Consider the following 25,444-nt stretch of genomic DNA (forward strand, 5'->3'; position numbering starts at 1 on the left):
TCTGCCGGGAAGCCAGTGCGGCTCGCCTGGGTCCGTACCCGTGCACGGGGTGGGTGCCGCTCGGTTCGGGGACAGGCGTGACAGGTGCCCCGGCGAGCGCCCTGCCAAAAGCACGTTACCCAGTGCGACGCATAACTGCGAAACCCCATCTGACCTGCGATTTTGCTTGGATTTCCAAGTAAATCGAAAAAGTCGGGAACTCTCGCTGGTCACAGCCTAGGTAACGGCCCCGCAGGTCACCGGAACAACCGCACGTTATCCCGCCGTTCGGCGGCAGGGAAGAGGCGAGTGTGTGAGACTGCATTTTGTGCGCGAACAAGGAAAAATCACCGTTTTCCTGCTGGACGACCATGAAGTCGTCCGGCGGGGAGTCCATGAATTGCTCTCGGTCGAGGACGACATCGAGGTCGTCGGCGAGGCCGGCACGGCGGCGGACGCCCTGGTGCGCATCCCGGCGACCCGGCCGGACGTGGCGGTGCTCGACGTACGGCTGCCGGACGGGAGCGGCGTGGAGGTGTGCCGGGAGATCCGCTCCCAGGACGAGAACATCAAGTGCCTGATGCTCACCTCGTACGCCGACGACGAGGCCCTGTTCGACGCGATCATGGCGGGCGCCTCGGGGTATGTGCTGAAGGCGATCCGGGGCAACGAACTGCTGAACGCGGTGCGGGACGTGGCGGCCGGGAAGTCGCTGCTGGACCCGGTGGCGACCGCCCGGGTCCTGGAGCGGCTGCGCGACGGGAAGAAGGACCGGGGCGACGACAGGCTCGCCTCCCTCACCGACCAGGAGCGCAAGATCCTCGACCTGATCGGTGAGGGGCTGACGAACCGGGTGATCGGCGAGCGGCTGCACCTCGCCGAGAAGACCATCAAGAACTACGTCTCCAGCCTGCTCTCCAAGCTCGGCATGGAACGGCGCTCGCAGGCCGCCGCGTACGTGGCCAGGCTGCAGGCGCAGAAGCACTGAGCGGGCACTGCCGGGCGAGTACCGACGAGCAGGACTGCCGGGCGAGTACCGCTGAGCAGGACTGCCGAGCGGGAGTGTCGGGCGGGACCGCTGAGCGGGACTTTGGTCCCGGCGCAACCGGGGCCGCAGCCTCTGTCGGCGGTCTCGCCCGGTGACGGAGAGTGGAGGCCATGTCCTCCGAGGAACTCCAGGCGATCGAACTGCTCGGCCGCGTCCCGTACGGTCGGCTGGCCACGAGCATGCGGGCCCTTCCGTTTCTGATGGTGGCGCGCCACGTCGTGATCGACGGCCGGGTCCTCCTGCGGCTGCACGGCGGCTTCCGCTACCACGACTCCTGCGACGGGGCGGTCGTGGCGTACGGCGCGGACAACTTCAACACGGTGGTCCCGGGGACGGGGAGCATGCTCCCGGGGGTGGACGACGGCGCGGCGAGGACCGTGGTCCCGGGGATGGAGACCGTGGTCCCGGGGGAGGGGGGCGGCGAGGTCGTGGACGGCGGCGATCTGTGGGCCGTCCAGTTCACCGGACCCGCCCAGGTCGTGCGCCCGACGGCCGAGCAGCGGGAACTCTTCGGCACGGCCCCGGCCCGGGTGAACGGCGAGCCCTTCGCCCCGGCGTACCTCAGGATCGACCCGCATTTCGCCTCTGTGCACACTCTGGGCTTTCACGCAAGTGAACCAAAGCGCCACGTAGCGTGATCTAACATTTGGTGAGTGCCGCGCTCATCTGTCACCCTTTCTTCCGCTCCGCCGGTAGCCCTCTCCGCCGCCCCGCCGGGGGCCTTCTCCGCCGCTCCGCCGGTCGGCGAACCGCACCCGTCCACGCCCCACCGACCAGGGCGCCCGGTGCCCCCGGTGGACGAGGTACTGCGCCGATACCCGGACGCGGGCGAGCCCCTGACCTGCAAACCCGTCACTCAGGGGCTGCTCAACCACGGCTACCGCGTCTCCACCACCCGCGGCTCCTTCTTCCTCAAGCACCACCTCGACGACACCACCGGCGACCGCGCCACGATCGTCCGCCAGCACCGCGCCACCCAGCGCCTGCAGTCGCTCGGCGTGCCCGTGGCCCCGCCCGTGGCGGACACCGAGGGCGAGACGGTCACGGAGATCGGCGGCCGGTGCTACGCCCTGCACCCCTGGGTGGACGGGCTGCACCGGGCGGGCGACCAGCTCACCACCGCCCAGTCGGAGCGGCTCGGGTCCCTGCTCGGGGCCGTGCACACCGGGCTCGAACAGGTCATGGAGGAGGGCACCGGCCCCGCGCAGCGGACCGGCGGCCACCACAGCCCCGACCCCGTGGAAACGTTCACGCTGATCGACGAACTGCTGGCCGCCGCGCGCCGGCGCCGGCCCCGGGACGCCTTCGACGAACTGGCCGAGCACCGCCTCCTGGAGCGGCGCGTCCTGCTGGAACAGCACGCCGACCGCAGACCGCCCACGCCCGACGTCCCGGCGACGGGCTGGGTGCACGGCGACTTCCACCCGTTGAACGTCCTGTACCGGGGCGCGGACCCGGTGGCGATCCTCGACTGGGACCGGCTGGGCATCCAGCCGCGCGCGGAGGAGGCGGTGCGGGCGGCGGCGATCTTCTTCGTGCTCCCGGCCGGGAGGCTGGAGCTGGAGAAGGTACGGGCGTACGCGCGGGCCTACCGGCGGGCGGCCGGGGCCGGGGCGGCGGAACTGGCCGCCGCGGTGCACCGGGTGTGGTGGGAGCGGCTCAACGACTTCTGGATACTGCACTGGCGGTACTGCCTGCACGACCGGAGGGCCGACCCGCAGTTCCCCGCGGTGTCGGCCCTGGCGGTCTGGTGGACGCGCGAGTACGAAGCGGTGCGCGAGGCGTTCACGGAGTGAGCCCGGCGGGGCCCGTTCCGGTTCCGGAACCGGAACGGGCCCGGGGCCCGGACCGGAGGGTGTCCGGTCCGGGCCCCGGGCCCGTCGAGTCGCTCAGATCACTGGCCGGCGCCCGACGCCGCACCGGCCGCGGCCGATGCGCCGGCGGGAGTGCCCGTGCCGCCGGCGTCCGTGCCGGTGCCGCCGTTGTCCGTGCCCGTGCCGCCGTTGTCCGTACCGGTGCCGCCGTCGTCCGTGCCCGTACCGCCGTCGTCCGTACCGGTGCCGCCGTCGTCCGTGCCCGTACCGCCGGCGTCCGTACCGGTGCCGCCGTTGCCCGTGCCCGGCGTGGACGGTCCCGTGGTCGGCGGCTCGTACGTCTGGCTCGGGGTGGTGGACGGGGAGTAGGTCCGCGACGGGGGCGTGTCCTCCTGGCTGCCGGTGGAGTCCCCCGGCAACTGGTTCTGCTCGGTCTCCTCGTCGGTCGGCTCGGAGGAGTCCTTCGTCGGGGACGGCGATTCGGATTCCGTCACCGGGGGCTTCTTCTGCTTCGTACCGCCGTCGTTCGCCGCGTTGACCGCGATGGCGACGCCCGCGCCGATCGCGATCAGCGCGAGCACCACGAACAGCCACAGCTTGCCGCGGCCGCCGCCGGAACCGCCCTGGCCGCCCTCGTAACCGCCGTCGTCGGGGTTCATCGGCGGCAGGATCGGGCCCTGCGAGGTGTCCCCGTAGTGCGGCGGGTGGCCCATCGCCATCGTGCCCCCGGTGACGCCCGCGGGCGGGGTGTGGCCGCCCTCGTGCACCGCGACCGGGCCGGTGTTCCACGTGTGCGTGTGGCCGCCCTGGACCTGGAGCATCTGCAGGCCGTACTGGACGAGGCCGCGCATCTCCTCGGCGCTCTGGAACCGGTCGTCCGGGTCCTTCGCCAGCGAGCGCATGACCAGACCGTCCAGCTCCGGCGGCACCGAGTTCAGCACCTCGGACGGCGGGACCGGGATGTCCTGGACGTGCTGGTACACGACGGAGAGCGGCGTCTCGCCCGTGAAGGGGGGCCGCAGCGCCAGGAGTTCGTACAGCAGACAGCCGGTGGCGTAGAGGTCGGAGCGGTGGTCGACGGCCTTGCCCAGCGCCTGCTCGGGGGAGAGGTACTGCGGSGTGCCCATGACCATGCCGGTCTGGGTCATCGTCGACTGCGCGCCGTGCAGGGCCCGCGCGATGCCGAAGTCCATCACCTTGACCGCGCCCGAGTTGGTGATGATCACGTTGGCGGGCTTGATGTCGCGGTGGACGATGCCGTGCTGGTGCGAGTACGCGAGGGCCTCCAGCACCCCCGAGACGATGATCAGCGCCTGCTCGGGCGGCGGGGCCTCGGCGCTGATCAGCAGATCGCGGATGGTGCGGCCCTCGACGWRCTCCATCACGATGTAGGGGACGGTCTGCCCGCCCACCACGTCCTCGCCGGAGTCGTACACGGCGACGATCGCATGATGGTTCAGGCCCGCAACGGACTGCGCCTCGCGCGTGAAGCGGGCCTTGGAGACCGGGTCCTCCGCCAGGTCGGAGCGCAGCAGCTTGACCGCGACCGTGCGGCCGAGTCTGACGTCCTCGGCCGCGAAGACCTCCGCCATTCCGCCCCGGCCGAGGCGGTGGGTCATCCGGTAGCGTCCGTCGCCCACGACGCCGTCGATGCCCCAGGAGTCGGTGCCATCCGAGACTCCGCCGCCGTTTGCTTCGGAATCGGGTGCCATCAGTCCTCGCCGTCGTATCTGTCCGCGCGTCCGCGGTGCTCACGGTGCCCGGGGCCTTCCGTTCGGATCGCGCCGGGCTTGCGGGCCCGGCGCGATCCGAACGGAAGGCCCCAGCTGCATTGCCACGCCACGCTACAGCCTCCGCCGGACACCCCGTGGCCGACAGGGGCGGGTCATCCGACCGCCCGGCGCGCCTTCCACAGAAAATCCATGTTGTTCCTGTAACGCTTCCGAGACGCTTCTTGTGCGTAGGGTCACGGAACGGGCACCTGGCTTGACGTGTCGTACCCCTGGGGCAGACTTGGCGCGTAAATAGGGATGATCGCGTCAGTCGCGCCGAGGGGGAAGCAAGTCATGAGCCAGGACGGCGCACACGGCGCTCAGGGTCGCTATGCGGGCGGTTCGGTCGCCGGCGGGCGCTACCAGCTGCGCGATCTGCTCGGCGAGGGCGGGATGGCGTCCGTATACCTGGCGTACGACACCGCGCTGGACCGCCAGGTCGCGATCAAGACCCTGCACACGGAACTGGGCCGCGAGCAGTCCTTCCGCGAACGCTTCCGGCGCGAGGCCCAGGCCGTCGCGAAACTGCAGCACACCAACATCGTCTCGGTCTTCGACACCGGCGAGGACGAGCTCGGCGGCGCGCTGATGCCGTACATCGTCATGGAGTACGTCGAGGGCCAGCCGCTCGGCTCGGTGCTCCAGGCGGACGTCCGGAACCACGGCGCGATGCCGGCCGACCGGGCGCTGAAGGTGACGGCCGACGTCCTGGCCGCGCTGGACACCAGCCACGAGATGGGCCTGGTCCACCGCGACATCAAGCCCGGCAACGTGATGGTGACCAAGCGCGGCGTCGTGAAGGTCATGGACTTCGGCATCGCCCGCGCCATGCAGTCGGGCGTCACGTCGATGACCCAGACCGGCATGGTCGTCGGCACSCCGCAGTACCTCTCCCCCGAGCAGGCCCTGGGCCGCGGGGTGGACGCCCGCTCCGACCTGTACTCGGTCGGCATCATGCTGTTCCAGCTGCTGACCGGGCGGCTCCCCTTCGACGCGGACTCGCCGCTCGCGATCGCGTACGCGCACGTCCAGGAGGAGCCGGTCGCGCCCTCCACGATCAACCGGTCGATCACGCCGGCGATGGACGCGCTCGTCGCCCGTGCGCTGAAGAAGAACCCGAACGAGCGCTTCCCGAGCGCGGCGGCGATGCAGGACGAGATCGCCCGCGTGCTGAACGCGGGCGGTGCCGCGGGCGCGCCGATGATCGTCGCGGGCGGCGGCGCCCCGACGAACAGCGGTTCGGGCGTCGGTTCGGCGGTCTTCCCGCCGGTCGACCAGTCCGGCGGCATGCCCCAGAGCGTCCAGACGCCGTACCAGCCGGGCCCGTACCAGTCGGGCGCCCAGCCGGGCCCGTACGGCCCGACGACCCCGGCCCCCGCCCCGGCCCAGTCCTACGGCTACCCGCAGTCGCCCCAGCCGTACCAGAGCCAGGCCCCGGCCCACCAGACCCCGCCGCCCTACACGCTCTCCCCGCAGACCCAGAACCAGCCGCGGTCCGGCTCGGGCGGCAGCGGCTCGAAGCGGAACATGCCGGTGATCGTGGGCGCGATAGTGGTCTCCCTGGTCGCGATCGGCGGACTGATCACGGTGCTCTCGCTGAACGGCAACAACGAGGAAGACCCGGATCCGACCAAGTCGACGGTCGCCGGCGAGCACAAGCCGCCGGAGCGGAACCGGACGATGGACCCCGAGAAGTGCACGGACGCCCTGGAGGACAACGACGATCCGGCGAAGGTGAGCGCGCCCAAGTTCCTGTACAAGGACTACCTCTCGGCGAAGGCGTGCGCGGACGCGGCCGGCTGGGTCGTCAAGAAGGTCAAGGTTCCCGGCAACACGTACGCGGAGGACCAGATCATCGACCAGTTCCCGTCGGCCGGCACCGCCGTGGACAAGACGGGCGCCCACTTCGAACTCCGCGTCGCGACGGGCGACCCGGCCTGAGCCGCCCAGGTGCGGCTCCAGGTCTGCCGGGGTGAGGGAGACACCCTGCTCAACTGCGCGTACAGCCCCTGGAGGTCCAACGGCCTCGCTTAGGAAATCCACAGAAAGGACCCGGCGTACACCCGTATGCCGGGTCTTTCCTTTGCCGAAATGCCCGTCATGTCCATGCATGCAACGCTGTGTCCATGTTTGCCGAGCTCATCCGCACATGCCCTGCAAGGCGAGCCGCCTTCATAGCCGCGGCAGGGATGGCACTGGCCCTGGCTCAGCCCGTGGCCCACGCCGGCCAGCGAGCACCTCGCGAGACGCTCGGGCCGGTGCACGAGCCGCGCAACACCTCGGCGGGCGATCCGGCGCACACACACCGCAGTCATGGTCCGGCAAGTTCCGCGCCGCCCCCTCGTCAGCACCCCCCGTCAGCCACGGCCCCGCCGAACGGCCCATCGGCCGTTCCTTCATCGATCCCCCCTTCAGTCGGCCACTCACCCATGCCGACGACCACCCCTCCTGCGGGCAGTTCGGCCACTGAGGCACCGCCGATATCCGGCTCCCCCTCCGGTTCCGCGTCCTCCCCCCGGTCACCTGCGTCCCCTTCTTCCTCCTCGTCCACCTCCGGGGCCGACTCCGAGACCACCTCCGGCAAGGGGTCCTCGCCTCCCGACGCGCAGTCCCCGCTGGCCGGGCGCGAGGCCGGGGAGGGGCGGCTGCGGCCCGGACGGCAGTTCTCGCCGTGGGAGCTCGCGCACGCGGACGGCCTGCTCGATCCGCCCGAGGAGCAGACCCCGGCGATCGATCCGGAGCCGATACCCGTCACCACCCCCACGGAGACCGCGCCCACCGGGACGGAGCCGGCCCCGCGGCAGGCCCTGGACGCGCCGACCGTGAGCCAGGTGAAACAGGTGTCGCTCGGCGCGGGAATCGCCCTGATCGGGACGGGACTGGCCTTCCTGGCGTTCCGCATGCGCCGCTCGAACTGACCCTCCGCCCGGCCCCCGAGCAGCCCCGGGCCTCACGGAGGAGGCTTGCATCGAACAACATACTCGGTATACATACTGAGTATGTCGATCCGCCACGGGCTGCTGGCCCTCCTGGAGCGGGGCCCCCGGTACGGCTCCCAGCTCCGCACCGAATTCGAATCGCGCACCGGCTCCACCTGGCCGCTCAACGTCGGGCAGGTGTACACGACGCTGGGCCGGCTGGAGCGTGACGGCCTGGTCGTCCAGGACGACGAGGACGACCAGGGACACGCCCTCTACGCGATCACCGACGACGGACGCACCGAACTGCGGAACTGGTTCGAGACGCCCGTCGACCGCAGCAACCCGCCCCGGGACGAGCTGGCCATCAAGCTCGCGATGGCGGTCGGCGCGCCGGGGGTGGACATCCGCGCCGTCATCCAGTCCCAGCGCCGCCACACCCTGAAGGCGATGCAGGACTACACCCGGCTCAAGGCCCAGTCGCTCAGCTCCGCCCCGTCCAACCGCGACGAGGTGGCCTGGCTGCTCGTACTGGAGCAGATGATCTTCCAGGCGGAGGCCGAGGCCCGCTGGCTGGACCACTGCGAGACCCGGCTGGTCCGTCTCGCCGAGGCCGCCGCCACGGAGCCGGAGCCCGAGGTCCGCACGCCCGGCCGCGCCGCGTCCCGTACCGCCCGCGCACGCAGCCGACGCTGACGCGCACCACTCACCACTCACCACTCACCACTCACCACTCACCACACAGGATGCGCACCGCACAGGATGCGCACCGAGGTCCGCGGACCGCGCAGCCGGCAGGACGCCCGCCGACCCGTCGCGGCCCCGCCCACCCCGTCGCCACACACCCGTTCCTAGGGGGGAACCGCCCGCCATGTCCTCGCACGCCCCGTCCCGATCCGCAGCACCCGCCGGTTCACCGCCGTCGGCCGGCACACCGGTGCTCGAACTCCGGGCGCTCACCCGCACCCACGGCTCCGGCATCGCCGAGGTGCACGCCCTGCGCGGCATCGACCTCCGCGTGCACGCCGGTGAGTTCGTCGCCGTGATGGGCCCCTCGGGCTCCGGCAAGTCGACCCTGCTGACCATCGCGGGCGGCCTCGACACCGCGACCGGCGGCCAGGTGATCATCGAGGGCCAGGACATCGCCGCCCTCGGCCGCAAGGGCGTCGCCGCCCTGCGCCGCCGCAGCATCGGCTACGTCTTCCAGGACTACAACCTCATCCCCGCCCTCACCGCCGCCGAGAACATCGCCCTGCCGCGCGAACTCGACGGCGTCTCCGTCCGCAAGGCCCGCAAGGAGGCGCGGGCGGCGCTGGAGGAGATGGGGCTCCTGGAGATCGCCGACCGGTTCCCGGACGAGATGTCCGGCGGCCAGCAGCAGCGGGTCGCGATCGCCCGCGCGCTGGTGGGGGACCGACGTCTGGTGCTCGCCGACGAACCGACCGGGGCCCTCGACTCCGAGACCGGCGAAACGGTGCTCGCCCTGCTGCGCAACCGCTGCGACCAGGGCGCGGCCGGGGTGATGGTGACCCACGAGCCGCGGTACGCGGCCTGGGCCGACCGGGTCGTGTTCCTCCGGGACGGCTCGATCGTCGACCAGTCGCTCACCGCCGACGCCGACTCGCTGCTCTCCGTCGGAGCCACCGGGGGCACCGAAGCCGCAGGCACCGACGGCACCACCGGAATCACCGGAATCACCGGAATCACCGGGACCGCCGAGTGAGCGTCTTCACGGGCTGGCGCGCGGCCCTCCGGATAGCCCGGCGCGACGCACTGCGGGCCAAGGGCCGCAGCGCGCTGGTGGTCGCGATGATCGCCGTACCGGTGCTCGGCGTCACCGCGCTCGACGTGACGTACCGCAGCGCGTATCCGACCACGGCCGAACGGCTGACGGCCGAACTGGGCTCCGCCGACGCCCTCTTCAGGGACCCGCGGAGCGGCCCCATCGAGCAACTGCCCGACGGCGAGATGTACATGTCCGTCGACGAGGAGGCCGTCCCGGACGAGAGCGGCCCGGCGATCGACATCGGCACCACGTTCCCCAAGGGTTCGCGGGCGATCGACATCCGGTCCGCCCCGGCGGACGTCACCACCGCGTACGGCATCGCCAACACCGACATCTTCGAGGTCCGGACCTCGGACAAGATGGTCCGCGGCATGGTCGACCTCGTACGCGGCTCCTACCCGCACGGCGCGGGCGAGGTCGCCGCCACCGAGCCGTTCCTGAAGTCGACCGGGCTGGACGTCGGCTCGACCACCACCGTGCGCAATTCCGGCAGGAAGTACCGGATCACCGGCGTCGTCGAGCAGCCGAACGCGCTGAAGACCGATGCGCTGTACGCCGATCCCGGAGCGGTCCTCGCCCCGTGGAAGGCCGGCGCCAAGAACGACAAGAAGGTGATCCCGCCGAACGAACGCCCCGTGCAGTGGCTGGTCGAGGGCCCCGCGGGAGCAGGAGTGACCTGGCCGGACATCCTCCGGGCCAACAAGTCGGGTGTTCTCGTCAAGTCCCGTCAGGTCGTGCTCGACCCGCCGCCGGACTCCGAGGTCCCGCTGGCCGGGAAGGGCTACCAGTCGTACGCGGGCGGTTCCGACGAACTGAGCGTCGCAGTCGTCACCGTGGTCGCCATGGCGATCCTGGAGATCGTGCTGCTCGCCGGGCCCGCCTTCGCGGTCGGTGCGCGCCGCTCCCGCCGTCAGCTCGGTCTCCTCGGCACCTGCGGCGGGGACCGGCGCCATGTCCGGGCCGTGGTGCTCAGTGGCGGTCTCGTGCTCGGCGGGGTCGGGGCGGTGACCGGTGCGGTGGCCGGGATCGGACTCACCGCGGTGCTCCGCCCGATACTTGAGGACCTGGTCGGACACCGCTTCATCTCCCTCGAACTGCGGCCGGTGGAACTGCTGGGCATCGCGGCGTTCGGCCTGGTCACCGGCCTCCTGGCGGCGTTCGCCCCGGCGATCGTGGCAAGCCGGCAGTCCGTGCTCGAATCGCTCACCGGCCGTCGCGGCGTCCGCCGTTCCTCCCGGGTCCTGCCGATCCTGGGCTGCTGCGTCCTGACCATCGGCACCGGCGTCGCCGTCTACGGCGGCACCACCGGCGACTCGGGACTGGTCTCCGGCGGTTCGATAGTCGCCGAGCTCGGTCTGCTCGCCTGCATCCCGGTGCTCGTCGGCCTCCTCGGCCGGATCGGCCGGAGGCTGCCGCTCTCGCCCCGGATGGCGCTGCGCGACGCGGCCCGCAACCGCGGCCGTACGGCTCCGGCGGTCGCGGCCGTGATGGCGGCCGTCGCGGGATCGGTGGCCGTCGCCACGTACACGTCCAGCTCCACGGCCGAGAACGAGTTCAACTACGTCCCCACGATGACGCAGGGCACCATCCTCCTGTCCTCCTCCTACTCCGCCGAGGACGATGTCGCCGAACAGCTCCCGCGGGCCCGGCCCGCCGTCGAGCGGAGCCTGGCCACCACCGGCAGGCGCGCCGACTACCGGCGGGTCTGGGCGGGCAGCGACTGCAACGTCTACGAGTCCGAGAGCTGCGGCTCGCTCGAAATGGTCGTACCCGCCGGAAAGGACCACGCCTGCCCGCTCACCGGCAAGGGCGCCAAGGCGCTCGCCGCCCGGCTCTCCGCCGACGAGCACAAGGAACTGATGCGCTCCCCGGCCTGCCTGACCCGCCTCATGCCGTCGGGCATCTTCAACTCCGACATGAGCAGCATCATCGTCGCGGACGAGGCCCTGCTCGACGTCTACGCGAAGTTCTCCGACCCCGCCGCCGCCGAGGCCCTGGCGGCGGGCACCCCGGTACTGCTCAACAAGACGTACGCGAAGAACGGCGAGGTCACCATCAAGGCGGTCCACCGGTACAGCAAGGAGGACAAGGAGAACCGGGCACAGCACCCGGGCAAGCCCCGGACCACCACGGCGAAACTGAAGGTGTACGTGGCGCCCGAGAAGTACGCGGCCACCCCCGGGATCAGCATGGTCATGCCGCAGAGGACCGCGGAACGGCTCGGCCTGCACACCTCGCCCGCCGGAAGCGTGTACACCGCCGCCCACCCGCCGACGGACGCCGAGCTCCAGCGGGCGCGCGCCGCGATCGACCAGGCCGGCGGCGGCCTCTGGGTGCAGGCCGAATCGGGCCCCTACAAGATGGAGGACACCATGCTGGTGATCCTCACCCTGCTCGCCGGACTGGTGACCCTGGGCGCCGCGTCGATCACGACGGGCCTCGCCAAGGCGGACGCCGAGGCGGATCTCAACACGCTCAGCGCGGTGGGCGCGCCCCCGGGCGTACGGCGGAAGCTGTCCGGCTTCCAGTGCATGGTGGTGGCGCTCACGGGGGTGGTGCTCGGCACGCTGGCGGGTCTGGTGCCCGCGGTGGCGCTGCGCCTCGTCGACCTGCGCGACGCGCTGAAGACGATGCGCGCGGAACCCATGGAGTCGGCGTACACCCCGATCGTGCTGCCCTGGGGCACCATCGGCCTGCTCGTCGTCGGGGTTCCGCTGCTGGCCGGGCTGCTCGCGATGGCGTTCACCCGCTCGCGCCTCGCCCTGGCCCGCCGGGCCGGATGACGGTACGGGGGACGGCACCGGCGGCGACGCGGATGGCGGTACGGGGGACGGCACCGGCGGCACCGGCGGCGACGCGGATGGCGGTACGGGCCGGAGAGCCGGTGCCGCGAACCGCCGCCGGGTGACGGGCGCGATCGGCCGATCCAGTGCCCCCGCGAACGGTGGATCAACCGTTCGCGGGGGCACCAAGGTGTTGTACGGCAGGTGTGCGAGACAATGTCGCCATGGAGATGCCGAGGAATGAACGGTCGCAGGAGCACCCCCAAGTCCTCGTGGTGGGACAGGACGGCATGGCGATCGGCGGCGGTGGCGGTGGCACTGACGACGAATCGCGTGAGGTCCCGGTGACGGAGATGGTCGAACAGCCCGCGAAGGTCATGCGCATCGGCAGCATGATCAAGCAGCTCCTGGAGGAGGTCAGGGCGGCTCCTCTCGACGAGGCGAGCCGGGTCAGGCTCAAGGAGATCCACGCCGGCTCCGTGAAGGAGCTGGAGGACGGTCTCGCGCCGGAGCTGGTCGAGGAGCTGGAGCGGCTCTCCCTGCCGTTCACCGACGAGTCCGTGCCCTCCGAGGCGGAGCTCCGGATCGCCCAGGCCCAGCTGGTCGGCTGGCTGGAGGGGCTGTTCCACGGCATCCAGACGACACTGTTCGCCCAGCAGATGGCGGCGCGGGCCCAGCTGGAGCAGATGCGTCGCGCCCTTCCGCCGGGCAGCGTCCACGAGGACGAGGACGGCAGCGGGGACCCGCACGGCGCCCTGCGGTCGGGCCCGTACCTCTGATCCGCCGCCGCTGACCGCCCCCACGACCACCGGGCCGGACGCAGAACCGCTTCCGCCCCCACATACCCACAAGTCCCACAGCCCACAGCCCACAGCCCACAGCAACGTACCGCCGAGGCCCGGCGCACAGGTCATGAACCAGGTGCGCCGGGCCTCGGTCGGTCCACGGATCAGCCCGCGGGCGCCCGCAGCAGCACCTTTCCGACGTGTCCGCTCGACTCCAGCACCCGATGGGCCTCGGCGGCCTCCGACATCGGCAGCGTGCGGTCCACGACCGGCCGGACGATGCCGTCGGCGATCAGCGGCCACACGTGCTCACGCACCGCGGCGACGATGGCGGCCTTCTCGGCGAGCGGACGGCCGCGCAGCGAGGTCGCGGTGATGGCGGCCCGCTTGTTGAGCAGGGCCCCCAGGTTCAGCTCGCCCTTGACGCCCCCCTGAAGGCCGATGACGGCCAGCCTGCCGTTGACGGCGAGCGCCTTCACGTTCCGGTCCAGGTACTTCGCGCCGACGATGTCGAGGATGACGTCCGCACCGGCCCCGTCCGTGGCCCTGCGCAGCTCCTCGACGAAGTCCTGCTCCCGGTAGTCGATCAGGATGTCGGCCCCGAGCTCCGCACAGCGCGCCAGCTTCTCCGGTCCCCCGGCGGTCACCGCGACCCTGGCCCCCACGGCCTTGGCGAGCTGGATCGCCATCGTGCCGATGCCGCTGGACCCGCCGTGCACCAGCAGCGTCTCGCCGGGGCGCAGGTGGGCCACCATGAAGACGTTCGACCAGACCGTGGCCGTCACCTCGGGCAGCGCCGCGGCCAGGACCGGGTCGACCCCGTCCGGTACGGGCAGCAGCTGCCCGACGGGTACGGCCACCTTCTCCGCGTATCCGCCGCCCGCGAGCAACGCGCAGACCTGGTCCCCGACCGACCAGCCGGTGACGCCGGGCCCGACCTCCGAGATGCGGCCCGCGCACTCCAGACCGGGGTACGGGGACGCGCCGGGCGGCGGGTTGTAGAAGCCCTGCCGTTGCAGCACATCGGCGCGGTTGACCGCGCTGGACACCACATCGACGAGGACCTCGCCCTCGCCGGCCACCGGATCGGGCACCTCGGCCCACACGAGTGCCTCGGGGCCACCGGGTTCGGGGATCGTGATCGCATACATGGCCGCGAGGCTACTCCGTGCCCCCGGACGGACCACGAAAGCGAACCGAACCGCGCCGGACCACGCCGAGCCACGCCGGGACGAGCCGCCCCGAACCGCACCGATGCAACCGCTCCGTCTACGAGCGCGGCATGGCCGGGGGCTGATTGTCCGGCGGCAGGTCGTTCGTGGCCCGCACGATGGTGATCAAACGGTCCGTCAACTGCAGTGGGCTGGCCGCCGGATCGTCGTAACCGAGCAGCCGGTGTCCCCGCAGCACGCTGACCACCAGATCGTCCGTCTCCCGGACGCTCTTGCCCACCTCGGCCTTTATCACCGGCCGTTCGACGAGGTCGAGCCCGCTGCCCTGCTGGATCAGGTCCTCCATCACCGTGCCCGCGCTGGGGCTGAGGACGGAGAGGCCCAGCAGCCGGCCCGCCGCGCTGGCGCTGGTGATCACGGCATCGGCCCCGGACTGCCGGAGCAACGGGGCGTTCTCCTCCTCGCGCACCGCGGCGACGATCTTCGCGCCGCGGTTGAGCTGCCGGGCCGTCAGCGCCACCAGCACCGCCGTGTCGTCGCGCTGGGTGGCGATGATGATCTGACGTGCCTTCTGAAGCTCCGCCCTCAGCAGGACGTCGCTGCGCGTCGCATCGCCGATCACGCCCACGAACCCTTCGGCGTTGGCGATCTCGATCACCTTGGACGCCGGGTCGACGATGACGATCTGTTCCTTCTTCAGGCCGGTGGCGCGCAGGGTCTGGATGGCCGAGCGGCCCTTCGTCCCGAAGCCGACGACGACGGTGTGGTCACGCAAGTTGGTTCTCCAACGCTTCAGCCGAAAGTCCTCCCGGGTCCGTTCCGTGAGGACCTCAAGAGTGGTGCCGACCAGAATGATCAGGAAGAGCACCCGCAGCGGTGTCACGAGCAGCACATTGGTGAGCCGGGCGCCGTCCGAGTACGGGGTGATGTCGCCGTAGCCGGTGGTGGAGAGCGTGACCGTCGAGTAGTACACCGCGTCCAGCAGATCGACCCGGTCGTCGGCGGCGTCGTGATAGCCCTCGCGGTCCATCCAGACGATCAGCACGGTCACGGCGAGCACCAGCAGCGCCATCAGCAGTCGCTTGGCGACCTGCCGGGCCGGTCCGTCGACGACACGTCTCGGAAGCAGCACCCGCGTGGGCAGGGTCTTTTCGTCGGCACGCCTGGCCATCGCATCATGGCCGGGAAGTTTCACGTGAAACGCCCTTCCGTCCACGGCAGCGCCGAGACCCACGGCAGGTCGAGGATCTCCACCTCGGTGCCGGACCGTACCCCGCCGGGCGGTACGACGGCCAGACCGTCAGCAGCAACGATCCCGCGAAGCATCGCCGGACCGTTGTAGTGCAGTGGTACGACGTACTCGCCGCCGCCGTTCCCGGTTCCCATGCCGCCCCTGCCGTATCCGCCACCGGTTCCCGAGCCGCCACCGTATCCGCTGCCCGTTCTGCCCGTGGAGCCGCGTCCACCACCCGGCACATCGATGAAGTCGACGGCGGGTGCCGCGGGTCCGGCGGTACGGCGGGCGACGGGCACGAGCCGGGTGTCGTGCGGATGCCCCCGCACCCCGTCACGCACGACGGCCCGGCGCACCGGTTCCGGCATCCGGCCGGTCAACCCGTGCAGCAGCGGCGCGGCGAGGGTGAGGAGCGCGGAGACGGCGGCCAGCGGATTGCCCGGCAGCCCGACGAGGTACGCCCTTCTCCCACTCGCCGCACGAGCCTCCGGTTCCCCGCCTCCCTCACGCCCCGTCGACCAGCAGCTCGGCACCGACCTCGGCAAGCACCGGGTGGACATGATCGACCGGGCCTGCGGCCGTGCCCCCGGTGGTGATGACCAGATCGGCATCCGTGCTGGTCAGAGCATGCCGCAGGGCTGCGGCGTCGTCGCCGAGCCGCTGCGGGTCGGACACCTCGGCGCCCAGCGCGCGCAGCCAGGGACCGATCATCGGGCCGAGGGCGTCACGGATCAGGCCGTCGTGCGGCAGCCCCTCGGTCAGCAGTTCGTCACCGAGGACGAGGACGTCGACCCGGGGCCGGGGCGCCACGGCGAGCGTGTCGTACCCGGCCGCCGCGGCCAGACCGAGAACGACGGGGGTCACCACGGTCCCGGCGGGCACGAGCCGGTCCCCGGAACGGCACTCCTGCCCGCGCGGCCTGATGTCCTGCCCGGGAACGACCGAACGCGTCGCATGAAGCAGCCCCTTGGCCTCGTCCACGCGCGCGTGTTCGCTACGGATCACGGCGTTGGCGTTCGCCGGGATACGGGCCCCGGTGGCGATCCGCACTGCATCCCCGTCGGGCAGCGGGGCGGGAACGCCCTGTCCGGCGAGAATGCCCGGTCCCCGGCCCGGACTCGCCCCCGTCGCCGAGCCGGCCCCGGCCTCCTCCTCGGTCACGGGGGCCTCACGGACGGTCCACGGTCCCGGCCCGGAAACGACCCAGCCATCCATCGCGGAAGTGTCGAAGGACGGCAGATCGGTGAGCGCGACGAGCGGCTCGGCGAGTACGTGGCCGAATGCCCGGTCGAGCGCGAGCCGATCGGTCCGTACAGCCGCCTCGCGCCCGGCCCGGGCCGCGAGCGCACGCGCCTCCCGCCAAGGGGCCGACGTCTCGTGCCGGTCACGCCCCGGGACCCGGCCGACACCCCCGCTCACCGGCACCGACCCGACCGCCCGGAACCCCGAATCCAGTCCCGGTCCCGGTTCCGGTCCCGATCCCCCTGAGTCCAGCCGGCTCGACGAATCCGATCGCCCCGGAAGATTCCCCCTGTCCGAGGAATCCGCGCTGTTCGTGGACCCCACCCCGTCCGAAAGGTCCGCCCCGTCCGGGGAATCAGGCTGGTCCCGGGAATCCGGCTGGTCCGGGGAATCAGACTGGTCCGGGGAATCAGACTGGTCCCGGCAGTCCCGGTGTTCCGGGGACCGGGAACCCGTGGGGTCGAGACGCGTCCCGGGACAAGGCCGGCCCACCGGACGGGGCTCATCGGCCGTCCGGCGCCTGACCAGTGCGAGCGCCTCCTCGACGGCCCGTTCCTCCTCCGAAGCCGGATCGGGAGCCGGGCCGGGAACCCAGCCGGGATCGGAGTCGGGATCAAAGGCGGGACCGGCCCCGGAGGCAGAGGCGTGGACGACCCCGGGAACAGACGCGTGGCCTGCTGCCGGCCGCCGGGCACCGGCCCCGCTGTCGCGAGCCGTCATTGCGTCTCGTTCTCGTCCGCCCAGCGGCGGGCGAGCGCGGCGGCCTTCCGCGCGGCCTCGGCCACCGCCTCCACGGCACCGTCCCCGTCCCCGCTCCCGTCCCCGCTCCCGGCCCCGTTCCGGCTCGCCCTCGCCGCCGCGTAGCCGACCAGAAAGGTCGTCAGCGGCGCGGCGGGCCGGGCGACGCCGTGGGCGGCGTCACGGGCGAGGTCGAGCAGGACATCGGTGTCGACGTCGAGTTCGATGCCGAGTTCGTCCTTGACTGCGGTGATCCATTCGTCCAGCACCACCCCATGCTCTCTGATGCGGGCCCGGGCCGACGCGATGTCCTTCCAGGTGTCGCAGTCGAAAGAGGCCAGGGGGTCGCCCTCCACCCGCGCGAGATCGAGTTCGTGCGTCAGCAGGCGCAACGGCAGCCCGGACAACCCCCCGTGCTCGGTGGCGAGCAGCGCGAGCTCGCGACGCAGCGGTTCGGCACCATAGACGGCGACGAGCGGCTGGTCACGCCCGTCCTGGTCGACGCACAGCGCTCCCTCGCGCCGCCCGTCCTCCACGGCCGCCAGCAGCGCTCCGACCGTGTCGGCCCCCAGAAACGGCAGATCGGCGGAGAGCACGAGGACCCGCTCCGCCGTGGTCAGCCGGACCCCGGCGTCGAGCGCCGCCAACGGACCGCCGCCCCGCGGCACTTCGTACGTCCAGGTCACCGCGCGCACAGTGGGCCGGCGCCCGCCCACCACGACCGTCGTCGAGGCGTCGGCACAGGCCGAGAGCACCCGGTCGAGCAGCGCACGGCCACCGACCCGGATTCCCGGCTTATCGGCGCCGCCGAGCSGCTCGGCGGCCCCTCCGGCAAGGACGATGGCGTCATAGGCGGTCATGCGTCCGAGTATGCGGGCCGTGCTCCCCCGCCGTTCCCCCGCGTCCGTGTTCCAGCGAACCCGCCAAAACACGGACGCGGGGAAACACGGACTCGGAGAACACGGACGCGGAGGACAAGGGCTCGGGCTCGGCTCGGGCTCGGCTCGGGCTCGGGGGAGACGAGGCCTGCGGCTGTTCCCGCCTACAACGTGCGCAGCAGCACCGCCGGTTGTTCCACGCAGTCGGCTATGTAGCGGAGGAACCCACCGGCCGTACCGCCGTCGCAGACCCGGTGGTCGAAGGTCAGCGAGAGCTGGACGACCTGGCGTACGGCCAGCTCGCCCCCGTGCACCCAAGGCTTGGGCACGATCCGGCCGACCCCCAGCATCGCCGCCTCGGGGTGGTTGATGATCGGGGTCGATCCGTCGACCCCGAACACTCCGTAGTTGTTCAGCGTGAACGTGCCGCCGGTCAGCTCCGCCGGGGTCAGCCGCCCGGCCCGTGCCGCCTCCGTCAGCCGGGCGATCTCGGCCCCGATCGACTCCGCGTTCCGGTTGTGCGCGTCCCGCACGACGGGGACCACCAGCCCGCGATCTGTCTGGGCCGCGAACCCGAGGTGGACCTCCGGCAGCCGCACGATCTCCCGCGCCTCCAGGTCCACGGTGGAGTTGAGCTCGGGGAACCGGGCCAGCGCGGCGGTGCAGATGCGCGCCAGCAGGGCGAGCACCGACACCTTGGGACCGGCCGACGGACCACCGGCACCGTTCATCGCGGCTCTGGCCGCCATCAGCTCGGTGGCATCGGCGTCGACCCAGCACGTGGCGTCGGGGATCTCCCGCCGACTGCGCGCCAGCTTGTCGGCGACCGCGCCCCGCACACCGCGCAGCGGAATCCGCTCCGCGCCCGCGGTCACGGCCCCGCGCGCCGCCGACGGCTGTGCCGGCGCCACACCCGCCGCTGTCGTCTCTGCCATTGCCGTTCCCACTGTGGGAACCGCGGTCGACAGAGCTGTGGCCGGCTCTTCCAGCATCCTGATCGCGGCCTCGACATCGGCCCGCAGGATCAGCCCGTCCGGCCCGGAACCCGCCAGTTTTCGCAGGTCAAGACCATGCTGCCGCGCCAGCTTCCGTACCGGAGGGGAAACGACGGCCACCGGGCCCGGCTCCGCGACCGGAAGCGGAGCGGCGCCCCCGGCCGACACCTCCGCGGACACCCGCGCCACCGACGCCTCGGGGCGGACCCGGCGCCGACGTGCCACCGGCGCGCCCGTCCCGTACCCGACCAGCACATTGCCGGACGACTCCGCCGCCCCTGAACCAGAACCGGAACCGGAATCAGCACCGGAACCAGCGCCGACACCGGAGCCGGTGTTCGGACCGGCACCGGCTCCCGCCTCCTGCTGCGATCCCACCGCGACCGTCAGCAGCGGTGCCCCGACCGGGAGTTCGGCTCCTTCCTCGCCGAACCGCGCCGTGACCACACCCCCGTACGGGCACGGCACCTCCACCATCGCCTTGGCCGTCTCGACCTCGACGACCGGCTGGTCGATGGCGACGACATCGCCGACCTCCACCAGCCAGCGCACGATCTCCGCCTCGGTGAGCCCCTCACCGAGGTCCGGCAGCTTGAATTCGAGTACCTGGGCCATCAGCTCTCCGCCTCCCACTGCAAGCGGGCGACCGCGTCCAGCACCCGGTCCACGCCCGGGAGGTGGTGCCGCTCCTGCATCGGCGGCGGATACGGGATGTCGAACCCGGCGACGCGCAGCACCGGCGCCTCCAGGTGGTGGAAGCAGCGCTCCGTGATCCGGGCCGCGATCTCACCGCCCGGCCCGCCGAACCCGGAGGACTCGTGGACGACGACCGCACGCCCCGTGCGCCGCACGGAAGCGGCGACGGTCTCGTCGTCGAACGGCACCAGGGAGCGCAGGTCGACGACTTCGAGGTCCCAGCCCTCCTCGACGGCCGCTTCCGCGGCCTCCATGCAGACGGGCAGCGAGGGCCCGTACGTGATCAGCGTGGCGCTGCGCCCGGTGCGGCGGACCACGGCCCGGCCGATCGGTTCCACGGCCACCGGCGCCTCGGGCGACCAGTCGGCCTTCGACCAGTAGAGCCGCTTCGGCTCCAGGAACACCACCGGGTCGTCGGAGGCGATCGACGCCCTCAGCAGCCCGTACGCGTCCTCGACCGTGGCGGGCGTGACGACGTGGAGGCCGGGCGTCGCCATGTAGTACGCCTCGGAGGAGTCGCTGTGGTGCTCCACCCCGCCGATCCCGCCGCCGTACGGCACCCGCACCGTGATCGGCAGCGGCATGGCGCCGGCCGTCCGGTTCCGCATCTTCGCGACATGGCTGATGAGCTGCTCGAAAGCCGGGTAGGCGAAGGCGTCGAACTGCATCTCCACCACGGGCCGCAGCCCGTACATCGCCATGCCGACCGCCGTACCGAGGATGCCCGCCTCGGCCAGCGGGGTGTCCGTGCAACGGTCCTCGCCGAACTCCTTCGCCAGACCGTCGGTGATCCGGAAGACCCCGCCGAGCGTGCCCACGTCCTCGCCGAGCACATGCACCGTCGGGTCCTGCGCCATCGAGTCGCGCAGTGCCCGTCCGAGGGCCTGGGCCATCGTGGCGGGCTTGGTCCTCGCCGTCCGCTCCCCGGTGGCAGCCGCCGCCGTCGTCATCGCCGCTCCTCCACGTCGTCGTGGCCGTTCCGGTCCTGCTCCGCGTCCAGTTCGACGCGCAACCGGGCGGCCTGCTCCCGGAGTTGCGCGGTCTGTTCCTCGTAGACGTGGGCGAACAGGTCCATCGGGTTCAGCACCGGGTCGGCGTTCATCCGCTCGCGCAGGGCGGCCGCCATCCGGTCCGCGGCCTCGCGCGCCTCCTCGATCCCCTCGTCACCGAGCAGCCCCCGCCCGGTCAGCTCCCGCTCCAGGATCCGGATCGGGTCGTGCTCGCGCCACGCCTCCACCTCGCTGTCGACGCGGTAGCGCGTGGCGTCATCGGCGTTCGTGTGGGCGTCCATGCGATAGGTCACCGCCTCGACGAGTGTCGGGCCGTCCCCACGACGGGCCCGCGCCACCGCCTCGCCGAGCACCTGGTGCACGGCGGCCGCGTCGTTGCCGTCCACCAGGCGGCCCGGCATCCCGTATCCCACGGCCTTGTGCGCCAGGGACGGCGCGGCCGTCTGCTTCGCCAGCGGTACGGAGATCGCGAAGCCGTTGTTCTGCACGAGGAAGACCACCGGGGCCCGCCAGACCGCGGCGAAGTTCAGCGCCTCGTGGAAATCGCCCTCGCTGGTCCCGCCGTCACCGACCATGGCCAGCGCCACCACGTCGTCGCCCTTGAGCCGGGCCGCGTGCGCCAGCCCCACCGCGTGCGGCAACTGGGTGGCCAGGGGAGTGCAGAGCGGGGCGATGCGGTGCTCCCGAGGGTCGTAACCCGTGTGCCGGTCACCGCGCAGCAGCGTCAGCGCCTCGACCGGGTCCAGCCCCCGCGCCACCGCCGCGAGGGTGTCGCGGTAGCTGGGGAAGAGCCAGTCCCGCTCCTCCAGCACCAGGGCGGCCGCTATCTCGCAGGCCTCCTGGCCCGTGCTCGACGGGTAGACGGCGAGCCGGCCCTGCTTGGTGAGCGCGGTGGCCTGCGCGTTGTACCTCCGGCCGCGGACCAGCTCCGCGTAAAGGCGCAGAAGCAGCTCGGGATCGGCGTCCGCCACGGCGTCCGTACCGAGCACGCGGTACGGCTCGGGGTCCGGGAGCAGCGGCGCGGGATCGGTGAGCGGCTTCCAGGCCGGGGGCGGCGCGGGCCGGTAAGCAGCCGCGCCGGGCAGCTCTTGGACCGTCATGACAAGCACCTCCTGGCATCGAGGGGTTTCGAGCGGCGTCTGTCGGCATCGGGGGGATGGTCCGATGCCGAGGGGTGTCGAAATACATCGAAATGTCGAGCGCTGTCCGAGGTGCCGATGCGGCGTTCCTCACCTACCGATTGTTCGGTCGCGAGCGCATTTTGGCTACAGGCGCCTCCAGCCTGTGGACAAACGGTTCTCCACAACCTGGGATAGAGGCAGGTCGTCCAGGACGGGGAGGCACGGGCACATGTCAGCTGAACAAATGGCCGCTGGTGGAGAGGATCCCGGCCGGCTTCCGCCCGCCCGCCCGCTCGACGCCATCGACCGCGACATCCTGCGACTGCTCCAGACGGACGGACGCGCCTCGATCCGGTCGGTGGCCGATCGCGTCCACGTGTCGCGGGCCAACGCCTACGCCCGGATCAACCGGCTCCTCGACGACGGCGTGATCCGCGGTTTCAGCGCGCGCGTGGACCACGAGCGGGCCGGGCAGGGCGCCTCCGCGTACATCACGCTCAAGATCGTCCAGAATTCCTGGCGCACCGTGCGCGAGCAGCTCCAGGCGCTGCCCGGGGCCACCCACATAGCGCTGGTCAGCGGCGACTTCGACGTGCTCCTGCTGGTGCACACACCGGACAACAGGACGTTGCGCGAGCTGGTCCTCACGAAGATCCAGGCCATTCCGGAGGTCCTCTCGACCCGCACGCTCCTGGTGTTCGAGGAGACGGACCTGGCGCCGGGCCCGGACAGGCCCACCGAACTCACCTGAAGCACATGCTCGCGGGTCCCGCCCGGCCGGGAGCGTCCGGGGCCGTCCGCATCCACCGGTTTCCGCCCGGCCGGGAACGCCTGATGCCCGTCCGTACCCACCGACCCCGACATACCGACCCCGACATACCGCCCCCGACCCACCGGCCCCGACCCGCCGGTCCCGCCCGACGGGTCGGGAACGAGCCATTCGACGGCCGATGGTCCGACGAATCGGCGATCAGTGGTTCAGCGGCTGGAGCGCATGCCCTCGAAAGCCACCCGGACCAGCGTGTCCGCCAGCCGCTCGCCGTCGGCCCCGCCGTCCGGCAGCGGGCGGTACCACTCCACCAGCGAGTTGACCATTCCGAAGAGCAACCGGGTCACCAGTCGTATGTCCACGTCGGAACGGAGGTCGCCGTCCGCGACCGCGGCCTTGAGCAGCTCGGTCACCCGCTGGTCGAACTCGCGGCGCCGCTCCATCGCCCAGCGCTCCGTGTTCGTGTTGCCCCGCACGCGCAGCAGCAGCGTGACGTAGGGGAGTTCGGCTATCAGCACGTCGACGGTGCGGCGGGTGACGTACTCGACCCGCTCGATCGCCCGCCCCCGCGTCGCTCCCGGCTCGTCCAGAATCCCGAAGAGCCCGTCCAGCGCCCGGCTGACCGCCCGCCGCAACAGCTCTTCCTTGCCCGCGACATGGTGGTAGATGGACGACTTGGAGATGCCCGCCGCCTTGGAGAGGTGCTCCATGGACGTGCCGTCGTAGCCGCGCTCGTTGAAGACACGGACGGCGACGGTGAGCAGGGTCTCCGGGGTGTACGTGTCCCGCTTGGCCGTGGTCATGTCCGCGATCCTCCCCTACGAGTTGTCCACAGGTTTGGCGGGCCCCCTTGTCCCGACCGATCGTTCGGTTACTCTAACTCTGTCCGCCCGTCCCTGCCCAGCTCGACGAGGAGTTGGTCCGTCATGGCCGCCGAGCTCTCCCCGCAACTGCTCTCCGAGAAGCACCGATCCACGCTCGACCGGGCCCTCGACGCGATCCGCACGCGCGCCTACTGGTCCCCGCACCCCGAGCACCCGAAGGCGTACGGCGAGGGCGGTGCGCCCGGCAGCCTGGGCCCCGCCGAGGGCAAGGCCGCCTTCGACGCCGTGCTGAACACCCGGCTCGACCTCGGCCAGCCCGGCACCGACGGCTGGACGGGCGGGGAGGTCTCTCCGTACGGGCCGGAGCTGGGCGTGGAGTATCCGCACGCCGACCCGGACGTCCTGCTGCCGGCGATGCGTGCGGGAATGGGTGCCTGGCGGGCTGCGGGTCCCGAGACCCGGGCCCTGCTCTGCCTGGAGATCCTGGCCCGGATCAGCGCCCGGACCCACGAATTCGGTCACGCCGTGATGCACACCAGCGGCCAGGCCTTCATGATGGCGTTCCAGGCGGGCGGCCCGCACGCCCAGGACCGCGGCCTCGAAGCCGTGGCGTACGCCTACGAGGAGCAGGTCCGCACGCCGGGAAGCGCCGACTGGTCCAAGCCCCAGGGCAAGCGCGACCCGCTCCAGCTGCACAAGTCGTTCACCGCGGCGCCGCGCGGCATCTCGCTGCTGATCGGCTGCAACACCTTCCCCACGTGGAACGGCTACCCCGGTCTCTTCGCCTCCCTGGCCACCGGCAATCCCGTACTGGTCAAGCCGCACCCGCGCGCCGTGCTGCCGCTCGCGCTCACGGTGCAGCTGGCCCGTGAGGTGCTCGCCGAGGCGGGCTTCGACCCCAACCTGGTCGCGCTGGCGACCGAGCGGCCGGGCGAGGGCATCGCGAAGACCCTCGCGCTCCGCCCCGAGATCAAGATCATCGACTACACCGGCTCCACCGCGTTCGGCGACTGGCTGGAGGCCAACGCCCGACAGGCCCAGGTCTACACGGAGAAGGCCGGGGTCAACACGATCGTCGTCGACTCCACGGACGACTACCGCGGCATGCTGTCCAACCTGGCGTTCTCGCTCTCCCTGTACAGCGGCCAGATGTGCACGACCCCGCAGAACCTGCTGATCCCCCGGGACGGCATCACCACCGACGCCGGCGACAAGTCGTACGACGAGGTGGTGGCCGACATCGCCGGTGCGGTGACCGGCCTGCTGGGCGACGACGCCAGGGCGAACGCGCTGCTCGGCGCCCTGGTCAACCCGGACGTGAAGGCACGCCTGGAGGCGGCCCCGGACCGGGGCGAGGTCGCCCTGTCCTCCCGCGAGGTGGCCAATCCGGAATTCCCCGATGCCGTGGTCCGCACCCCTGTCGTCGTCAAGCTGGACGCCGCCAAGCCGGACGACGAGGAGCACTTCCTGTCGGAGTGCTTCGGGCCGGTCGCCTTCGCGGTGGCGGTCGACTCGACGGCCGCCGCCCTGGACCTGCTCCGCCGCACGGTCCGGGACAAGGGCGCGATGACGGTCGGCGCGTACACCACCTCTCCGGAGGTGGAGGGCGCGGTGGTGGACGTCTGTCTGGACGAGTCGGCCCAGCTGTCGCTGAACCTGACCGGCGGTGTGTACGTCAACCAGACCGCGGCCTTCTCCGACTTCCACGGCTCGGGCGGCAACCCGGCGGCGAACGCGGCGCTGTGCGACGGGGCCTTCGTGGCCAACCGCTTCCGCATGGTGGAGGTCCGCCGCCAGGCGTGACCACCGGAGGGTGTGGGCCGTCCGGSCCGGACGGCCCACACCCTCAGCCCGCCGCGCCACACCCCGCCCGGCCCGGC

At 71.8% G+C, this 25,444-nt stretch carries 19 protein-coding genes and 1 pseudogene; 11 read left to right on the forward strand and 9 right to left on the reverse strand.

What is annotated here, in order from left to right; translation table 11 throughout:
• The first annotated feature begins 307 nt into the window (after positions 1 to 307).
• From EAO76_RS17545 to EAO76_RS17555, 3 genes are all read left to right on the forward strand, one after another.
• Positions 308 to 967 (forward strand): response regulator transcription factor, encoded by a 660-nt coding sequence (locus tag EAO76_RS17545; RefSeq protein ID WP_148837373.1) that lies wholly within the window; start codon positions 308 to 310, stop codon positions 965 to 967.
• A 170-nt stretch (positions 968 to 1,137) separates the two neighbouring features.
• A complete protein-coding gene (locus EAO76_RS17550; protein WP_148836899.1) occupies positions 1,138 to 1,665 on the forward strand; it encodes a pyridoxamine 5'-phosphate oxidase family protein in 528 nt (175 codons plus the stop codon).
• 156 nt (positions 1,666 to 1,821) lie between these two features.
• Entirely contained in the window at positions 1,822 to 2,823 is a 1,002-nt protein-coding gene (locus tag EAO76_RS17555; protein WP_262375560.1) for a phosphotransferase, read from the forward strand.
• A gap of 98 nt (positions 2,824 to 2,921) precedes the next feature.
• Here EAO76_RS17555 and EAO76_RS17560 read toward each other — a convergent pair whose 3' ends face one another.
• Complete coding sequence (locus tag EAO76_RS17560; RefSeq protein ID WP_148836901.1) at positions 2,922 to 4,553, reverse strand: protein kinase domain-containing protein; 1,632 nt, start codon at positions 4,551 to 4,553, stop codon at positions 2,922 to 2,924.
• 354 nt (positions 4,554 to 4,907) lie between these two features.
• On the opposite strand from EAO76_RS17560, the gene EAO76_RS17565 reads away from it, so the two are divergent.
• From EAO76_RS17565 to EAO76_RS17590, 6 genes are all read left to right on the forward strand, one after another.
• Positions 4,908 to 6,554, forward strand: a complete 1,647-nt coding sequence (locus EAO76_RS17565; RefSeq protein WP_148836902.1) for a protein kinase domain-containing protein — start codon at positions 4,908 to 4,910, stop codon at positions 6,552 to 6,554.
• Between the two features lie 488 nt (positions 6,555 to 7,042).
• Complete coding sequence (locus EAO76_RS46305; protein ID WP_262375561.1) at positions 7,043 to 7,531, forward strand: hypothetical protein; 489 nt, start codon at positions 7,043 to 7,045, stop codon at positions 7,529 to 7,531.
• A gap of 81 nt (positions 7,532 to 7,612) precedes the next feature.
• The gene (locus tag EAO76_RS17575) at positions 7,613 to 8,227 is read left to right on the forward strand and encodes a PadR family transcriptional regulator (protein ID WP_148836903.1); all 615 of its coding nucleotides are present in this window, start codon (positions 7,613 to 7,615) and stop codon (positions 8,225 to 8,227) included.
• A 175-nt stretch (positions 8,228 to 8,402) separates the two neighbouring features.
• Complete coding sequence (locus EAO76_RS17580) at positions 8,403 to 9,254, forward strand: ABC transporter ATP-binding protein (RefSeq protein WP_148836904.1); 852 nt, start codon at positions 8,403 to 8,405, stop codon at positions 9,252 to 9,254.
• Entirely contained in the window at positions 9,251 to 12,100 is a 2,850-nt protein-coding gene (locus EAO76_RS17585) for an ABC transporter permease (RefSeq protein ID WP_148836905.1), read from the forward strand. The genes EAO76_RS17580 and EAO76_RS17585 overlap by 4 nt, the downstream gene beginning before the upstream one ends.
• A 224-nt stretch (positions 12,101 to 12,324) precedes the next feature.
• Positions 12,325 to 12,879 (forward strand): bacterial proteasome activator family protein, encoded by a 555-nt coding sequence (locus tag EAO76_RS17590; protein ID WP_148836906.1) that lies wholly within the window; start codon positions 12,325 to 12,327, stop codon positions 12,877 to 12,879.
• A gap of 170 nt (positions 12,880 to 13,049) precedes the next feature.
• Here EAO76_RS17590 and EAO76_RS17595 read toward each other — a convergent pair whose 3' ends face one another.
• The 7 genes and pseudogenes from EAO76_RS17595 to pdhA form a co-directional block, all read right to left on the reverse strand.
• The gene (locus EAO76_RS17595; RefSeq protein WP_148836907.1) at positions 13,050 to 14,036 is read right to left on the reverse strand and encodes an NAD(P)H-quinone oxidoreductase; all 987 of its coding nucleotides are present in this window, start codon (positions 14,034 to 14,036) and stop codon (positions 13,050 to 13,052) included.
• 118 nt (positions 14,037 to 14,154) lie between these two features.
• Entirely contained in the window at positions 14,155 to 15,291 is a 1,137-nt protein-coding gene (locus EAO76_RS17600; protein ID WP_148836908.1) for a TrkA family potassium uptake protein, read from the reverse strand.
• A pseudogene (locus tag EAO76_RS17610) lies at positions 15,249 to 16,857 on the reverse strand (molybdopterin molybdotransferase MoeA). The gene EAO76_RS17600 and the pseudogene EAO76_RS17610 overlap by 43 nt, the downstream one beginning before the upstream one ends.
• A gap of 392 nt (positions 16,858 to 17,249) precedes the next feature.
• The gene (locus EAO76_RS17615) at positions 17,250 to 18,131 is read right to left on the reverse strand and encodes a DUF6457 domain-containing protein (protein WP_148836909.1); all 882 of its coding nucleotides are present in this window, start codon (positions 18,129 to 18,131) and stop codon (positions 17,250 to 17,252) included.
• 182 nt (positions 18,132 to 18,313) lie between these two features.
• Positions 18,314 to 19,759: a dihydrolipoamide acetyltransferase family protein gene (locus EAO76_RS17620; protein WP_148836910.1), complete on the reverse strand. Its 1,446-nt coding sequence runs from the start codon at positions 19,757 to 19,759 to the stop codon at positions 18,314 to 18,316.
• Entirely contained in the window at positions 19,759 to 20,790 is a 1,032-nt protein-coding gene (locus EAO76_RS17625) for an alpha-ketoacid dehydrogenase subunit beta (protein ID WP_148836911.1), read from the reverse strand. The genes EAO76_RS17620 and EAO76_RS17625 overlap by 1 nt, the downstream gene beginning before the upstream one ends.
• A complete protein-coding gene (gene pdhA / locus EAO76_RS17630) occupies positions 20,787 to 21,950 on the reverse strand; it encodes a pyruvate dehydrogenase (acetyl-transferring) E1 component subunit alpha (protein ID WP_148836912.1) in 1,164 nt (387 codons plus the stop codon). Before pdhA ends, EAO76_RS17625 begins: the two co-directional genes overlap by 4 nt.
• A gap of 265 nt (positions 21,951 to 22,215) precedes the next feature.
• Here pdhA and EAO76_RS17635 point away from each other — a divergent pair, with 265 nt between their 5' ends.
• Positions 22,216 to 22,722, forward strand: a complete 507-nt coding sequence (locus EAO76_RS17635) for an Lrp/AsnC family transcriptional regulator (protein ID WP_148837375.1) — start codon at positions 22,216 to 22,218, stop codon at positions 22,720 to 22,722.
• Positions 22,723 to 22,949: 227 nt separating this feature from the next.
• Here the strand turns inward: EAO76_RS17635 and EAO76_RS17640 are convergent, their stop codons facing one another.
• On the reverse strand, positions 22,950 to 23,543 hold the full coding sequence (locus EAO76_RS17640) for a TetR/AcrR family transcriptional regulator (RefSeq protein WP_148836913.1): 594 nt from the start codon (positions 23,541 to 23,543) through the stop codon (positions 22,950 to 22,952).
• A 123-nt stretch (positions 23,544 to 23,666) separates the two neighbouring features.
• Here EAO76_RS17640 and paaN point away from each other — a divergent pair, with 123 nt between their 5' ends.
• Positions 23,667 to 25,367, forward strand: a complete 1,701-nt coding sequence (paaN, locus tag EAO76_RS17645; protein ID WP_148836914.1) for a phenylacetic acid degradation protein PaaN — start codon at positions 23,667 to 23,669, stop codon at positions 25,365 to 25,367.
• Positions 25,368 to 25,444: the final 77 nt, after the last annotated feature.

The sequence above is a fragment of the Streptomyces sp. sk2.1 genome, assembly GCF_008120935.1.
Taxonomy (GTDB): Bacteria; Actinomycetota; Actinomycetes; order Streptomycetales; family Streptomycetaceae; genus Streptomyces.